The 15,413-nt window shown below is 66.9% G+C and carries 16 protein-coding genes; 2 read left to right on the top strand and 14 right to left on the bottom strand.

The genetic code is table 11. The features are described 5' to 3' along the window. Positions 1-69: 69 nt before the first annotated feature. The 12 genes from flhA to HMPREF1224_RS37905 form a co-directional block, all read right to left on the bottom strand. Positions 70-2,193 carry a flagellar biosynthesis protein FlhA gene (flhA, locus tag HMPREF1224_RS37960; protein ID WP_003083059.1) on the bottom strand — a complete coding sequence of 708 codons (2,124 nt, stop codon included), beginning with the start codon at positions 2,191-2,193 and terminating at the stop codon, positions 70-72. Between the two features lie 138 nt (positions 2,194-2,331). Further along, positions 2,332-3,675 carry a TPM domain-containing protein gene (locus HMPREF1224_RS37955; RefSeq protein ID WP_010793988.1) on the bottom strand — a complete coding sequence of 448 codons (1,344 nt, stop codon included), beginning with the start codon at positions 3,673-3,675 and terminating at the stop codon, positions 2,332-2,334. A gap of 32 nt (positions 3,676-3,707) precedes the next feature. Then, positions 3,708-4,967, bottom strand: a complete 1,260-nt coding sequence (locus tag HMPREF1224_RS37950; RefSeq protein WP_010793987.1) for a TPM domain-containing protein — start codon at positions 4,965-4,967, stop codon at positions 3,708-3,710. A gap of 72 nt (positions 4,968-5,039) precedes the next feature. Continuing rightward, entirely contained in the window at positions 5,040-6,176 is a 1,137-nt protein-coding gene (gene flhB / locus HMPREF1224_RS37945; RefSeq protein ID WP_003083056.1) for a flagellar biosynthesis protein FlhB, read from the bottom strand. Between the two features lie 2 nt (positions 6,177-6,178). Continuing rightward, complete coding sequence (gene fliR, locus HMPREF1224_RS37940) at positions 6,179-6,955, bottom strand: flagellar biosynthetic protein FliR (protein ID WP_003114278.1); 777 nt, start codon at positions 6,953-6,955, stop codon at positions 6,179-6,181. Next, positions 6,955-7,224, bottom strand: a complete 270-nt coding sequence (gene fliQ / locus HMPREF1224_RS37935) for a flagellar biosynthesis protein FliQ (protein WP_003083053.1) — start codon at positions 7,222-7,224, stop codon at positions 6,955-6,957. The genes fliR and fliQ overlap by 1 nt, the downstream gene beginning before the upstream one ends. Before the next feature lie 47 nt (positions 7,225-7,271). Next, on the bottom strand, positions 7,272-8,039 hold the full coding sequence (fliP, locus tag HMPREF1224_RS37930) for a flagellar type III secretion system pore protein FliP (RefSeq protein WP_003083052.1): 768 nt from the start codon (positions 8,037-8,039) through the stop codon (positions 7,272-7,274). Next, on the bottom strand, positions 8,036-8,488 hold the full coding sequence (fliO, locus tag HMPREF1224_RS37925) for a flagellar biosynthetic protein FliO (RefSeq protein ID WP_003083051.1): 453 nt from the start codon (positions 8,486-8,488) through the stop codon (positions 8,036-8,038). The genes fliP and fliO overlap by 4 nt, the downstream gene beginning before the upstream one ends. Before the next feature lies 1 nt (position 8,489). Continuing rightward, positions 8,490-8,963, bottom strand: a complete 474-nt coding sequence (gene fliN / locus HMPREF1224_RS37920; protein WP_003118680.1) for a flagellar motor switch protein FliN — start codon at positions 8,961-8,963, stop codon at positions 8,490-8,492. Positions 8,964-8,990: 27 nt separating this feature from the next. Then, on the bottom strand, positions 8,991-9,962 hold the full coding sequence (gene fliM / locus HMPREF1224_RS37915; protein ID WP_003083045.1) for a flagellar motor switch protein FliM: 972 nt from the start codon (positions 9,960-9,962) through the stop codon (positions 8,991-8,993). A 7-nt stretch (positions 9,963-9,969) separates the two neighbouring features. Beyond that, positions 9,970-10,491 (bottom strand): flagellar basal body-associated protein FliL, encoded by a 522-nt coding sequence (fliL, locus tag HMPREF1224_RS37910; RefSeq protein ID WP_003083042.1) that lies wholly within the window; start codon positions 10,489-10,491, stop codon positions 9,970-9,972. Between the two features lie 243 nt (positions 10,492-10,734). Continuing rightward, positions 10,735-12,018, bottom strand: a complete 1,284-nt coding sequence (locus HMPREF1224_RS37905) for a flagellar hook-length control protein FliK (protein WP_010793986.1) — start codon at positions 12,016-12,018, stop codon at positions 10,735-10,737. Positions 12,019-12,205: 187 nt separating this feature from the next. Here HMPREF1224_RS37905 and HMPREF1224_RS37900 point away from each other — a divergent pair, with 187 nt between their 5' ends. Together HMPREF1224_RS37900 and HMPREF1224_RS37895 are read left to right on the top strand one after the other, a co-directional pair. Next, entirely contained in the window at positions 12,206-12,793 is a 588-nt protein-coding gene (locus HMPREF1224_RS37900; RefSeq protein WP_003083037.1) for a UPF0149 family protein, read from the top strand. A gap of 11 nt (positions 12,794-12,804) precedes the next feature. Then, positions 12,805-13,212, top strand: coding sequence for a YbaN family protein (locus tag HMPREF1224_RS37895; protein WP_003087079.1), 408 nt, complete (start codon positions 12,805-12,807; stop codon positions 13,210-13,212). A gap of 8 nt (positions 13,213-13,220) precedes the next feature. On the opposite strand, the gene HMPREF1224_RS37890 is transcribed toward HMPREF1224_RS37895, so the two are convergent. After that, positions 13,221-14,666: a sensor histidine kinase gene (locus HMPREF1224_RS37890; protein WP_003122945.1), complete on the bottom strand. Its 1,446-nt coding sequence runs from the start codon at positions 14,664-14,666 to the stop codon at positions 13,221-13,223. Then, complete coding sequence (locus HMPREF1224_RS37885) at positions 14,644-15,333, bottom strand: heavy metal response regulator transcription factor (protein ID WP_003083028.1); 690 nt, start codon at positions 15,331-15,333, stop codon at positions 14,644-14,646. The genes HMPREF1224_RS37890 and HMPREF1224_RS37885 overlap by 23 nt, the downstream gene beginning before the upstream one ends. Positions 15,334-15,413 lie beyond the last annotated feature (80 nt).

Raw genomic sequence — 15,413 nt, 5'->3', positions numbered from 1 at the left:
AGTTCAGTAGTCTTGCCGGCAACCTCAGGTTGCCCGGTGTGCCGGCCCTGGAGCCGGCGCAGCCCTCGTTCAGTTCTGTCCCACTGTCGCGACGATGGTGACTTGCTTGTTGTCCGGGATTTCCTGGTAGGCCAGCACATGCATGCTGGGCACCGCCATCCGCGCGAAGCGCGACATCATCGAGCGGATCGGTCCGGCAACCAGCAGGATCGCCGGCTTACCGAGCATCTCCTGGCGTTGCGCGCTCTCGATCAGCGAGCGTTGCAGCTTCTCGGCCATCCCCGGCTCCAGCAACATGCCGTCCTCGGAGCCTTGTCCGGCCTTCTGCATGCTGTTCAGCAAAATCTGTTCCAACCTCGGCTCGAGCGTGATCACAGGCAGCTCCGGCTCAAGCCCGACAATGCTTTGCACGATTGCGCGGGACAACGCGACGCGAACCGCGGCGACCATCGCGCCGGGATCTTGACTCCGTGGAGCGACGTTGGCGATGGCCTCGGCGATGGTACGGATGTCGCGCACCGGCACCTGCTCCTGGAGCAGCGCCTGCAGGACCTTGAGCAGGGTGGACAGGGAAATCAGCCCCGGCACCAGCTCTTCCGCCAGCTTCGGCGAGCTGCGCGCGAGCAATTGCAGGAGCTGCTGCACTTCTTCATGGCCCAGCAGCTCGTGGGCGTGCTTGTGCAGCACCTGGTTCAGGTGAGTGGCGACCACGGTGCTCGCATCCACCACGGTGTAGCCCAGCGACTGCGCCTGGTCGCGCTGGCCGGGCTCGATCCATACCGCCTCCAGGCCGAAGGCCGGGTCCTTGCCGGCGATGCCGTTGAGGCTGCCGAATACCTGGCCGGGGTTGATCGCCAGCTCGCGATCGGGATAGATCTCCGCTTCGGCCACGCTGACCCCCATCAGGGTCAGACGGTAGGCGTTGGGCAGCAGGTCGAGGTTGTCGCGGATGTGCACCGAGGGCATCAGGAAGCCCAGCTCCTGGGACAGCTTCTTGCGTACGCCCTTGATCCGCGCCAGCAGTTGCCCGCCCTGGTTGCGGTCGACCAGCGGGATCAGCCGGTAGCCGACTTCCAGGCCGACCATGTCCACCGGGGTGACGTCGTCCCAACCCAGTTCCTTGACCTCCTGGGCGCGCTGCGCCGGCAGCAGCTCCTGCTGGCGCTGCACCTCCTGCTCGGCGACCTGCTTGGCCTTGTTCTGCCGGTGCCAGATCCAGTAGGCGGCAGCGCCGGCCAGGGCGCCGAGGCCGATGAAGGAAACATGCGGCATGCCCGGCACGGCGCCCATGGCGATCAGGATCGCCGCGGAAATCGCCAGCGCCTTGGGCGAGGCGAACATCTGCCGGTTGACCTGCTGGCCCATGTCCTCGGAACTGGAGACCCGCGTCACCATGATCGCCGCCGCGGTCGACAGCAGCAGCGACGGCAGTTGTGCCACCAGGCCGTCACCGATGGTCAGCAGGGCGTAGACCTTGCCGGCATCGCCGAAGGACATCGAATGCTGGATCATGCCGATGGCGACGCCGCCGATCAGGTTGATGAAGAGAATCAGCAGGCCGGCGATGGCGTCGCCGCGGACGAACTTGCTGGCACCGTCCATCGAACCGTAGAAGTCGGCCTCCTGGGCCACCTCGCTGCGGCGCTTCTTGGCTTCCTCCTGCTCGATCAGGCCGGCGTTGAGGTCGGCGTCGATGGCCATCTGCTTGCCGGGCATGGCATCCAGGGTGAAGCGCGCGCTGACTTCGGAAATCCGCCCGGCGCCCTTGGTCACCACCACGAAGTTGATGATCATGAGGATCGCGAACACCACCACCCCGACCACGTAGTTGCCGCCGATCACCACTTCGCCGAAGGCCTGGATCACCTTGCCTGCGGCGCCATGGCCGTCGTGGCCGTGGAGCAGCACCACGCGGGTCGAGGCAACGTTCAGCGCCAGGCGCAACAGGGTCGCCACCAGCAGGATGGTCGGGAACACGGCGAAGTCCAGCGGCCGCAGGGCGTACACGCAGACCAGCAGGACGACGATGGACAGGGCGATGTTGAAGGTGAACAGCACGTCCAGCAGGAATGGCGGGATCGGCAGGGTCATCATCGCCAGCATGGCCAGCAGCAGGACCGGCACGCCGAGGCTGCCGCGCCCCAGTCCCGCCAGGTTGCTGCGCACATTGCTGATCAGTTGCGTGCGATCCACTCTCGACTCCCCTGCCCTGCGTATGGCGCCCGTGGGTGGGCGCCGAACAAACTTTTGACGCCGGAATGCGCGTCGGGCGGGTCATTGCAGGAACCGTTCCAACTTTTCAATTCATTGATTGAAAAGGGTTTTCGCCAATCACCAACTACCGGAGGCGCCACCGCCGCCACTCGAGCCTCCGCCGCCGGAGAACGAGTCCGAAGACGAACTGGACGAACTCGACGACGAGGAACCCGATGAGCTAGCGTAATCGCCGCCGCGTCGACGCCCTCCCCCCGAGCCGCCGGCGCTGAAATTGCAACCGATGAGCAGCGGCAGGCAAGCGGCGGGCAGGATGATCAGCGCCTCGATGCTGTTCAGCGGGTCGTCCACCAGCAACAGCAGGCACTCCAGGGCCAGGGTCAGCAGCAGGCCGAGCAGGCCCGGCAGGTAGGCCCAGCGCCGTCCTCTGCGCAGCCCCTGCCAGGCACCGGCCAGCATCAGCAGGGTCAGTCCCAGCGAAAGCGGCACGGCCAATCCGTAATGGAGCACCGGCAGGCCATAACGGCGGTAGGCCCAGAACAGCCCCAGCGCATAGAGCACAAGAATGGCGAAGAACCAGCGGGCACCGCGCGAATACTTGAGCAACGCGCCGAAGCCGACGCCCAGGACCGCCACCATCTCCGCCAGCGCCACCATCGCCCCTGCCGGCCAGTGCCGCCCCAGTGCCAGCGCCGCAGCGAGCGCCACTACCGCCCCCAGGGTCCAGTACCAGGCGCGCGGACGTACCAGCAGCGCCACCCCGCCGAGAGCGCCGAGCAGGAATGCGATAGCCAGGGTCTGCCGTACCGCGCCGGGCTCCAGCGGGTCGCGCGGCGGCGGCGGCAACGCCTCGCCGTCGATCAGTCGTACCAGGCGCTGCGCCGCCGCTTCCAGGCCGCCGGCGTAGTCTTGCTGACGGAACGCAGGGGTCATGTATTCGCGGATGATCCGCCCGGCATCGATGTCGGTGATCGTTCCTTCCAGGCCATAGCCGACTTCGATGCGCATGCGCCGGTCGTCCTTCGCCACCAGCACCAGGACGCCGTCATCGATCCCCTTGCGCCCCAGCTTCCACGCCTCGAAGACCCGCGTCGCATAGGCCTCGATGCTGTCCGGATAGGTGCTGGGCACCATCAGGATCGCTACCTGGGCACCCTTCCGGGCCTCCAGCGCGGCCAGCGAAGCTTCCAGGCGGGCACGCTCGGCGGCGTCGAGGGTCGCGGTAAGGTCGGTCACCCGCCGCGCCAGCGCCGGAACCTCCGCGGACTCGTAGCCCGCATCGCGCGCTGCCTCGGCCTCGGCGCCGACCGCCGATGCCTCCACGGCCTCCTCCTCGACATCGGACGCTGCCACCGCGACGGTGACCGGCACCGTCGCGGTGGCAACGGAGGGAATCGCGGCGGCGCAGAGCAGCATGCCGAACAGGCGAAGCATGGCGAGATAACGCGTGATTGCAGACATCCTTGTCTCCGAATGAAATGAACGGGAACCCATTACCAACTGCCCGAGGCACCGCCTCCGCCGCTGGAACCACCGCCCCCGGAAAAGCCGCCGGACGACGAGGAGGAAGAGGAGGAGGAACCGCCGCCGGAGCTTCCCGACGAGCCTCCACCACCCCCACTCAGGCGTACCTGGCCGAACACCAGCAGCCCGAGCATGAGCTGGAACGGTAGCAGGGCCAGCCAGACCAGCGGTGCGTCCAGGCCACCGGACAGCAATCCGAGCAGCAGGTAGGCCGCCAGCAACGCCCATAGTCGGCGGTGGAAACTTTTCCGCCGCTCGCGCCACAGCGAGCGCATCAGGCGGTAGTTCGACCAGCAGAGAACCGCCAGCATCAGCACCCCGGCCGGCCACAGCAGGCCGTAGATGAAGGACACCGCGCTGAACCAATGCGCCGCCAGCCCGAGCAGGGCTACATAGACCAGTACGCCGATCACCAGGTAGAAGGCCGGGCGCACCGTCCACAGCGCGCCGAAGGTCGCGCCGCCGACCAGCATGCACAGCGGAGCGACCAGCAGCACGCTCATCCATTCGCCGGAAGCGCCGGCCAGCGTGCCCAACAGCCAGCAGAGCAGCGCCCCGCCGAGCAGCCAGGGCCAGCGCAGCGCCCGGGCACTCAACAGCACTCCGGCCAACGATCCGTAGATGAAGGCGACCAGCAGCGCCCAGGCTTCCGCCGGCAATTGCCCCAGCGAGACTTTCGGCGCACCCGACGACGCGGCCGCCGGCAGCGTTTCGCCGTCGACCAGGCGGATCAGCTCGTCCACCGCGGCCTCGATCCCGCCGGCGTAGTCGCCCTCGCGAAATGCCGGGGCCATCCGCTCGCGAATGATCCGTCCGGCGACCACATCGGGCACCGCACCCTCCAGGCCGTAGCCGACCTCGATGCGCATGCGCCGGTCATCCTTGGCCACCACCAGCAGCAGACCGTCGTCGACCGCCTTGCGGCCGAGCTTCCAGGCCTGGAACAACTTGTCGGAGAAGGCTTCGATATCGAGGGTACCGGTAGTCGGCAGCATCACCACCGCGATCTGCGCACCGCGTCGCCGCTCCAGCGCCTCGAGCTTCTCCACCAGGCGTTGGCGCGTCGCCTCGTCCAGCGTGTGGGTGGCATCCACCACCCGCTCCGACAGGGGCAAGGCGACCCATTCCGCCGGCACTTCGGCGTGCGCAGGCATCCAGGGCAGCAGCCAGGCCAGGGCGAGCAACAGGAGGACAGGCGGGAAAATACGATCAGACAAGGTTCGATCCATGAACGGCAAAGCTCTCATCCCAAGCGGGTATCGGCCAAGGCTGCCACAGCGCGGCGCGTAGCTCCAGCCAGGTCACTCGTCGCGACGCAGGTCCGGCGGGATCGGCAGGTCCTTCAACGGGCTCGGCCGCTTGCCCTTGCCGGCCTGGTACTGCTTGAGCTGGTAGACATAGGCCAGCACCTGGGCCACGGCGAGATAGAGCCCGGCGGGAATCTCCTGGTCCAGCTCGGTGGAGTAGTACACCGCTCGCGCCAGCGCCGGCGACTCCATGACCATCACCTTGTGCTCCTGGGCCACCTCGCGGATCTTCAGGGCCAGGAAATCGTTGCCTTTGGCCAGCAGCAGCGGCGCCCCGCCGCCCGCCGGGTCGTACTTCAGGGCTACGGCGAAGTGGGTCGGGTTGGTGATCACCACGTCGGCCTCCGGCACCGCCGCCATCATCCGTCTCTGCGCCATCTCGCGCTGCATCTGGCGGATCTTCGACTTGACCTCGGGCTTGCCCTCGGAGTCCTTGTATTCGTCGCGGACTTCCTGCTTGGTCATCAGCAGCTTCTGGCGGTTGTCCCAGATCTGGTAGGGCACGTCCACCGCGGCGATCAGCAGCAGGCTGCAGGCCATCCAGAAGGCGCTCCAGCCGACCACCCGCACGCTGTGCAGGATCGCCTGCTCGAGCGGCTGGTGCGCCAGCGCCAGGAGGGCGTCGCGGTCGGCGGAGAGCACCAGCAGGGCCACCGCCAGCACCACCAGGAACTTGATCAGCGCCTTGCTCAGTTCGAGCAGCGACTTGGCGGAAAACATCCGCTTCAGCCCCGACAGCGGGTTGAGCCGGCTGAACTTGGGTTGCAGGGCGTCCATCGAGAACAGCCAGCCGCCGAGGGCGATCGGCCCGACGATCGCCGCCACCAGCAGCATCAGCAGGATCGGCCAGAGCCCCTGGGCAGCCAGGTAGGCCGAAGCGCCGAGCAATTGCAGCATGCTCTCGGTATTCATCGCGGTTTCCCGGGACAGCTCGAAATTGCTGCGCATCAGGCGCAACAGGGCGCCCGCCAGGTCGGCGCCGTAGATCAGCAGGCCGCCGGCGCCGGCCATGAGGATGGCCAGGGTGTTCAGCTCCCGCGAACGCGGCAACTGCCCTTTCTCGCGCGCCTCGCGGCGGCGTTTCTCCGTGGGTTCCTCTGTCTTGTCCTGCCCGCTCTCGCTCTCGGCCATGGCTATTTCGCCCGCACCAGTTCACGGAGGAATTGCAGGGCCTCGCCGGCCAGCACCTGGTACTGGCTGAGCAGGTCGGCGGTGCCGATCCAGAGGATCACCAGGCCCAGCACCAGGGTCAACGGAAAGCCGATGGAGAAGATGTTCAGTTGCGGCGCCGCGCGGGTCATGGCGCCGAAGGCGAGGTTCACCACCAGCAGCGCGGTGATCGCCGGCAGCGCCAGCAGCAGTGCCGCGCCCATCACCCAGCCGAGCTTGCCGGCGATGATCCAGAAATGGTTGCCGCTCAGGCCCTCGCCCACCGGCAGGGTGACGAAGCTCTCGGCGATTACCTCGAACACTACCAGGTGTCCGTTCATCGCCAGGAACAGCAGCGTCACCAGCATGGTGAAGAACTGGCCGAGCACCGGCACCGAGACGCCGTTGGCCGGGTCAACCATGGAAGCGAAGCCCAGGCCCATCTGCATCGAGATGATCTGCCCGGCGATCACGAAGGCGTGGAACAACAACTGCAGGGAAAAGCCGAGCAAGGCGCCGACCAGGATCTGCTCGCCGATCAGCAGCATGGCCTTCATGCTCAGCGCGTCCACCTGCGGCATCGACGGCAGGTTCGGCACCAGCACCACGCAGACGCCCAGCGCCAGGTACAGTCGCACCCGCACCGGCACCAGCTGGGTGCCGATCACCGGCATGGTCATCAGCAGCGCCGCGACCCGGAACAGCGGCAGCACGAAGCTGGCGATCCAGCCGCCGATCTGCGCGTTGGTCAGCTCCAGCATCAGCCGATCAGCAGCGGGATGTTGCCGATCAGCGTCTGGGTGTATTCCATCAGCTGCCGCAGCAGCCAGGGGCCCAGCACGATCAGGGTGAGCAGGATCACCATCAGGCGCGGCAGGAAGCTCAGGGTCTGTTCGTTGATCTGGGTGGCGGCCTGGAACATCGCCACCACGAGACCGACCAGCAGGCTCGGAACCACCAGCACGCCGACGATCATCGCCGTCAGCCACAACGCCTCGCGGAACAGGTCGAGTGCCACCTCAGGGGTCATGTCTCTCTCCAGTGCGCCAGCGGCGCGTCAAGCCGGCGGCACCACCGCTAGACGGTGCCGAAACTGCCCGCCAGCGTCCCGATGATCAGCGCCCAGCCATCCACCAGGACGAACAGCATGATCTTGAACGGCAGGGAAATGATCAGCGGCGACAGCATCATCATGCCCATCGCCATCAGCACGCTGGACACCACCAGGTCGATGATCAGGAACGGGATGAAGATCATGAAGCCGATCTGGAACGCCGTCTTCAGCTCGGACGTGACGAAGGCCGGGACCAGGATGGTCAGCGGCGTCGCCTCCGGGCTGCCGATGTCGGTGCGCTTGGACAGGCGGACGAACAGCTCCAGGTCGGAGGTGCGAGTCTGCGCCAGCATGAACGCCTTCAGCGGTACCTCGGCCTTTTGCAGGGCTTCCTGGGCGGGAATCTGCTCGTTCAGGTAGGGCTGCAGGGCCTGGCTGTTGATCTTGTCGAACACCGGGGCCATGACGAACATGGTCAGGAACAGCGCCAGCCCCACCAGCACCTGGTTCGACGGCGTCGATTGCAGGCCCAGCGCCTGGCGCAGGATGGAGAAGACGATGATGATCCGGGTGAAGCTGGTCATCAGCATGACGAACGCCGGGATGAAGCTCAGCGCGGTCATGATCAGCAGGATCTGCAGGCTGACCGAATACTCCTGCTGGCCCTGGCCGTTGGTGGTCACGGTGATCGCCGAGATCGATGTCGGGTCGGCGGCCAGCGCCGGCCACGGCGCCAGCAGCAGAAGGCAGAGCGCGGCGAGCGCGCCGGCCAGGGAGATGCGCGGAGTCATGGCTTGCCCTTGGGGTCCTTGTTCAGCAGCTCCAGCAGGCGCTGGGCGAATTCCGGCGTGGCCGGCTCGCCGTCCGGCAGGTGTACCGGCTCCTTGAGCACGTGCAACGGCGTGATCCGGCCGGGCGTCAGGCCGAGCAGGATCTGCTCCTCACCGACCTGCACCAGCACCAGCCGGTCGCGCGGACCCAGCGGCTGGCTGGCAAGGGTGCGGATCAAGCGGTTGCCGCGCGGACCGGCCTGTTGCACCCGGCGCACCAGCCAGGCGAGCAGGAAGATCAGGCCGATCACCAGGCCCAGGCCGAGCACCAGTTGGGCCAGTTGCGCGGCGGCGCCGGAAGCGGCGCCCACCGTCGGCGCGGCGGCACCCGTCGTCCCCTCGGCGGCGCACAGCGGCGCGCTCAGCGAGGCGAGTGCCGGCAGGAAGCCGGCGAACAGGTAGCGACGCATGTCAGCGCAGCTTCTTGATGCGTTCGCTGGGACTGATCACGTCGGTCAGGCGGATGCCGAACTTCTCGTTCACTACCACCACCTCGCCGTGGGCGATCAGGGTGCCGTTGACCAGTACGTCCAGCGGCTCGCCGGCCAGGCGATCGAGTTCGATCACCGACCCCTGGTTGAGCTGCAGCAGGTTGCGGATGCTGATGTCGGTATGCCCGACCTCCATGGAAATGGTCACCGGGATGTCCAGGATCACATCCAGGTTGGGCCCCTCCAGGCCGGAAATGGTCGGTGCCTTCGGCGAAGCGCCGAACTCTTCCATCGGCGCCCGCGGGGTACTCGACTCCGCCACGGGAGTCGCGCCGCCCTGGGCCATCAGCGCATCGATGTCGTCCTGGCTGGCGTCGCCCGCCTCGGCCAGCGCCGCCGCCCATTCGTCGGCCAGTGCCTGTTCCTCGGTGGTCACTTTTTCTTCGTCTGCCATGGTTCGTCTTTCCTCCGGGGGAAGCGGTCAGCGCGAGCGCTCGACCGCTTCGAGAATCTGTAGCGCCAGGTTGCCCTTGTGGGCGCCCAGCTTGACCTTGAAGGCGGGCACGCCGTTGGCGCGCATCACCATGTGTTCCGGCATCTCCACCGGGATCACGTCGCCCGGCTGCATGTGCAGGATGTCGCGCAGCTTGAGCTGGCGGCGGACCACGGTGGCGCCGAGCGGTACCTGGACGTCCAGCACGTCCTCGCGCAGGGCCTTGATCCAGCGCTCGTCCTGGTCGTCGTGGTCGGACTGGAAACCGGCGTCGAGCATCTCGCGGATCGGCTCGATCATCGAATAGGGCATGGTGATGTGCAGGTCGCCGCCACCGCCGTCCAGTTCGATGTGGAAGGTGGAGACCACCACCACCTCGCTGGGACTGACGATGTTGGCCATGGCCGGGTTGACCTCCGAGTTGACGTACTCGAAGTTCATCTCCAGCACCGCCTGCCAGGCTTCCTTCAGATCGACGAAGGCCTGCTCCAGCACCATCCGCACCACCCGCAGTTCGGTCGGGGTGAACTCGCGGCCCTCGATCTTGGCGTGGCGGCCGTCGCCGCCGAAGAAGTTGTCCACCAGCTTGAACACCAGCTTGGCGTCGAGGATGAACAGCGCGGTGCCGCGCAGCGGCTTCATCTTCACCAGGTTGAGGCTGGTGGGAACGTACAGCGAGTGCACGTACTCGCCGAACTTCATCACCTGCACGCCGCCGACCGCGACGTCGGCCGAACGGCGCAGCAGGTTGAACATGCTGATGCGGGTGTAGCGGGCGAAACGCTCGTTGATCATCTCCAGGGTCGGCATGCGGCCCCGGACGATGCGGTCCTGGCTGGTCAGGTCATAGGACTTGACCGATCCCGGCGTCGCCTCGACTTCGGTTTCCACCAGGCCATCGTCGACGCCGTGCAACAGCGCGTCGATTTCATCCTGGGAAAGCAGATCTTGCACGGCCATGGGATACCTACTGCAGCACGAAATTGGTGAACAACACTTGTTCGATAGCCAGTTGGCCGGTTTCCTTCTTGGCCAGTTCCTGCAATCCGGCGGTCGCCTGCTGGCGGAGCATTTCCTTGCCCACCGGAGTCACCAGCGAGTCGAAACTCTGACTCGAGAACAGCATCACCAGTTTATTGCGAACCAGCGGCATGTGCTCGCGCAATGCGTCCATCTGCGCCTTGTCGCGCCCCATCAACGCGACGCCGACCTGCATGTAGCGCTGCCGGCCGTTCTGGTTGAAGTTGACGACGAAGGCCGGCGCCAGGATCTCGTAGAGCGCCGGCTGCTTGCCCGGCTTCGCCGCCTCGCTGGCGACTTCCTCGGTCTTCTCGGCCTTCAGCGACTTGCTGAGGAAGAACCAGGTGCCGCCCACCGACAGGCCGATCGCCAGCAGCAGGCCGACCACGATCAGCAGGATCAGCTTCAGCTTGCTCTTGCCGCCGCTCGGAGCCCCCGCGTCGGCGGGTGTCGCCTCTTTCTTAGCCATGCCAAAAATCCGTCGCTATAGCGTCAAATGAAGGGTTTCACAGGGGCAGAGCAAGGGTTGTGCCATTTCTGCAACGCCGCCCCGCCTCCTGGGACCAGCCCCGGAGGGCTGTCCGAGATGATAGACGGCGCGGATATTACAGCCTGGCCACAGGAAATCATCCCCGTCTTTTGCGAAATTGCCCGCTCCGGAAAAAGAAAGGCCTCCCGCAGGAGGCCCAAAGGGGAAATGCAGTCGTTCGCCTCAGGCGTAGTAGTCGACCAGACCGCGCGCCGCCGACGCACCCGGCCGGCTGCGGATCTCGCTGAATCCGGCGAGGGTTTCCTCATCGCCCGAGGCCTCGCCGGCCAAGCCGCGTCCGCGCGCCGATCCGCCCTCGCCCTGCTGCTGGCCCTGCCAGCCCCGCGCCAGCGACTGATCGGAGACGTTCACGTCGAGCTGGTTCATGCCCTGCTGGCTGAACATGTCGCGCAGCCGGTGCATCTGGCTTTCCAGGGCGTCGCGAACGCCGGCGTTGGGACTGGCGAAGGTCACCTGGGTCTGGTCGGCGGTCATGTGGATGCGCACGTCCAGGCGTCCCAGCTCGGCGGGGTCGAGCTGGATCTCCGCCGACTTCAGGTTCTGGCTGGACATCCACATCACCCGGTCCACCACCGCCTCGCTCCAGCCGTTCTGCTGCATCGCCACCGGCTGGCCGGGCACCGTGCCGTTCACCGGACGGTTGGTCAGGGCCTGTTGCGCCATGGCCTGAGTCAGCCCGTTGAGCTTGGCCGCGAAAGGTTCACCGCGGGGTTCCGCCTTGCTCTCCAGCAGGCTCTCGGAGGCGGCGCTGGCGACGGCCGGCTCGGCGGTCTGCTGCAACTGGGCCTCGAGCGCCTTGCCGTCGACGGCCTTGGTCAAGGAATCCGAGGTCAGGCCGGCAAGGGCATCGCCGAGGTTCGCCTGGCGGGGATCGGCGCTCTTCGCCGGCCCGCCTTTCGCCGTCTGCGCGGCGTCCTGGGCGCCCTGCTCCAGGGCCATGTTCACCGCCGGCACGCCGTTGAGCTTGACCAGGGTCGGGTCGCTGCTGGCTTCGGTAAGGCTGGCCGGAGCACTGCTGGCCGTCGGCACGGCCGGTGGCAGCAAAGTCGCCTGGGTATTCTCGTCGAGCAACGGTACGGCACCGCCGAGGCCGAGCAATTGCAGCGGATCGACCGGCGTTTCGACTTTATCTTCGCCGTCGGCCTTGGCCTGGCCGTCGGCCGGCAAAGGCTTGCCGTCTTCGGCAACGGCCGGCTGCCTGGCGGCATCCGTCGGCTGCGCTTCGACGGCGTCCTTGCCGGCGTCCCGTGGCTTGTCCCGCGAACCCTTCGCGGGACCGTCAGCGCGCTCGGCGGGCTTCTTCGCGGTCTCCTTGGCATACATGTCGGAGAAGCTGGAAGTCTTGTCGTTACTGGGCTCAGGCGTTTTCTGCTGGCTCTTCGGCGCAGCGGCCTTGGGCTTTACATCAGGCGTCGGCGGCAACAACACACCAGGGGCGACGGCCATGGGAATTCTCCATTTGCGAAGGGATTGCATCGTGGCTTGCGCAAGGGATGGAGCAAGGTCCGGGCCAACTTCGCCGAGAGCGTCCGCGAAACGCTCGCCAGGGCGCCGCAGCAGGCACGCTCGCTTTGCCCGCAGGTCCCGTCTGGACTACAATCCAGAGCCGCATCCCTCCCGAGGTAGTACCCTGATGTCCTTCGCCGAAAAACTGTCCCGTCTGCAAGCCTTCCTCGATGCCGATGACCTGCACGAAGAAGCGCTGGACTACGTGGCGACCCACGGCTACCTGACCGCCCTCTCCATCTGCCCGGAGCAGGTGCCGGAGCGGGAGTGGATCGACGCCCTGTTCGCCGAACCGCCGCACTACCGCAGCGATGAGGAGCGCCAGGAGATCGAGACTTCCCTCGAGCAGCTCAAGGCGCACATCACCCGCGTGCTGGCCAGCGACGAAGACCTCGAGCTGCCCTGCGACCTCGACCTCGGCGACGAGCCGGACGACTCCGACCTGCGCGGCTGGTGCATCGGCTTCATGGAAGGCGTGTTCCTTCGCGAGGAAGTCTGGTTCGAGCAGGCCGAGGAGGAAGTCAGCGAGCTGCTGCTGCCTATCATGGTCGGCTCCGGCCTGTTCGACGAGCAGCCCGAGTTCGACGAGATCGCCCGCGACCGCCACCTGGTGGACGACATGGTCGCGCAGATTCCCGACCTGCTGACCAACCTGTTCCTGCTCTGCCAGGCGCCGGAAGAAAAGCCCGCCCTGCTCAAGCCGCGCACGCACTAAGGAGCGCCGCGGTGGCGCAGCGGGAAATTCGCCCGAGCGCTCGCGCCTGGGTGCGCTATAGCCTCCAGGCCGTGGGTTTCCTAAGCGTAGCCCTGGGCGTGATCGGCATCTTCCTGCCGGTGCTGCCGACCACGCCTTTCCTGCTCCTCGCGGCGGCCTGCTTCATGCGCAGCTCGCCGCGCTTCTACCACTGGCTGGTCGGCCATCCACGGCTCGGCCCGTGGATCCGCGACTATCTCGACGGCGAAGGCATCCCGCTCAAGGGCAAGGTCTACGCCATCGGCCTGATGTGGGCCAGCATCGCCCTTTCCTGCTACCTGGTCCGACGCCCCTGGGCCCAGGGCTTCATGCTGACCAGCGCGGTACTGGTCAGCATCTATATCCTCCGCCAGAAGACCCGCCCGCCGCACGACGCCTGATGGCCCGCTCAGGACAGCGCCGGATCGCCCTCGCCCAGCGGCAAGCGGTCGCCGGACCCGCGCCGCTCGGGGCTCAGCACGGTGAAGCCGAAGGTGTTCCAGCCGTCCGCGCTGTCGACGAACACCGAACCGCCGTGCATGCTCGCCACCGCCTTGACGATGGACAGGCCGAGGCCGTGGTTGGCCTCGCTGTTGCTGCGCGCCGCGTCGACCCGATAGAAGCGTTCGAACAGGTGCCTGCGGTGCTCGTCGGCGATCGGCACGCCGGGGTTGCTCACCGCCACCCGCACTTCGTCGCCGCGCCGCTCGACGCCGACCCGCAGCGTGCCGCCGGCGGCGGTGTGCTGGGCGGCGTTGTACAGCAGGTTGGTCACCGCCCGCTGGAACAGGGCGCGCTCGACCAGCGCGCGAGCCTCGCCACGCACCTCGATGCCGACCCCGGCCTCGTCGAAGATCACCTCGAGGAAATCCACCGTGGTGGCGATCTCGCCGGCCAGCGAGGTTTCCTCGCGCTCGCAGGCCAGGCGTCCCTGGTCGGCGCGGGCGAGGAACAGCATGTCGTTGACGATCGCCCGCAGCCGCTCCAGCTCCTCCAGGTTGGATTGCAGGACCTCTTCGTAATGTTCGCCGCTGCGTTCGCGGGACAACGCCACCTGGGTCTGGCCGATCAGGTTGGTCAATGGCGTGCGCAGCTCGTGGGCGACGTCGGCATTGAACGACTCCAGGCGCACGTAGGCCTGCTCCAGGCGGTCCAGGGCGCCGTTGAACGCTCCCACCAGCTCGCGCAGCTCGGCCGGCAGCGGCGAGAGCTGCAAGCGCTGCGACAACTGCCGCGGGCTGATCCGCCGGGCCTCCTCGGACAGCCGATGCACCGGCCACAGGCCCAGGCGGGCGATCCAGTGGCCAAGCAACGAGGCCAGCAGCACACCGAGGGCGGACAGGCCGAGCAGCCATTTCAGGGTGGAGGTCCGCGCCTCATGGAACGCCGCGCTATCGATGGCGGTGACGTAGGTCAGCCGCGGCCGCCCCTCGCGCGCCGGCAACACGCCGACCCGCGCAGTCAGCGCGTACCGGTGCTCCGGCAACTCCAGTTCGTAGCGGCCGGCGCCATCGGCGATCAGCCGCTGCACCGGTTCGCTGAAGCGCCCGTAGTGATAGCGCGGGTCGTCGCTGTCGATCCAGAAACGGATCAGCTCGTACTCCTGGCTCAGGTTGTCCAGCTTGCCCTGCAGGTGCGGCCAGCGCTCGGCCAGGTCGGGATGGTCGAGCATCCGCGAGACCATGTTGAAGCGCACGTCCACCTCGCCCTGCTGCAGGCGCTCGGTCTGGCGGTCGAGGATGCAATAGAGCATGGTGCCGATGAGGGCGAAGATCACCACCGCGGCGCCGGCGAACATTCCCGCCAGGCGGGTCGACAAGGACATGCCCACCTCAGCCCGACTCCGCCAGCGCACGGTTCTCCAGGACGTAGCCCATGCCCCGGATGGTATGCAGCAGCTTGTTCTCGAACGGACCGTCGAGCTTGGCGCGCAGGCGCTTGATCGCCACCTCCACGACATTGGTGTCGGTATCGAAGTTGATGTCCCAGACCAGTTCGGCGATCGCCGTCTTCGACAGGATCTCGCCGCTGCGCTGGGCCAGCACGCAGAGCAGCGCGTACTCCTTGGCAGTCAGCTCCAGACGGGTGTTGCCACGGAAGACCTTGCGGCTGAGCAGGTCGATGGACAGGTCGGCGATGCGCATCTGCGAATGGCTTTCATGGTTGCCGCCGCGCCGGGTCAGGGCCTGCAGGCGGGCGACCAGTTCGAGGAAGGAGAACGGCTTGATCAGGTAGTCGTCGGCGCCCTCGCGCAGCCCGCGCACCCGGTCTTCCACGCGCTCGCGCGCGGTGAGCATGATCACCGGGGTCTGCCGCCGCTCGCGCAACGCCCGCAGAACGCCGTAGCCGTCGACGCCCGGCAGCATCACGTCGAGCACGATCACGTCGTACTCGCCATGGAGCGCCAGGTGGCGACCGTCGATGCCGTTGTCCGCCAGGTCCACGGTGAACCCCTGTTCGCTGAGGCCACGGTTCAGGTAGTCCGCCGTCTTCGCCTCGTCCTCGACAATCAGTACCCGCATCTATCGCCCGATCCTCTGTTCGCCTTCGCATCCCGGGCGGGACGCATGCCTGCCTGCATCCTAGCCACTCGCCGCAGTCC

This window comes from Pseudomonas sp. P179 (assembly GCF_000478485.2).
Taxonomy (GTDB): Bacteria; Pseudomonadota; Gammaproteobacteria; order Pseudomonadales; family Pseudomonadaceae; genus Pseudomonas; species Pseudomonas aeruginosa.
Note: the sequence above shows the minus strand (reverse complement) of the source record. Positions and strands in the feature narration are given on the sequence as shown.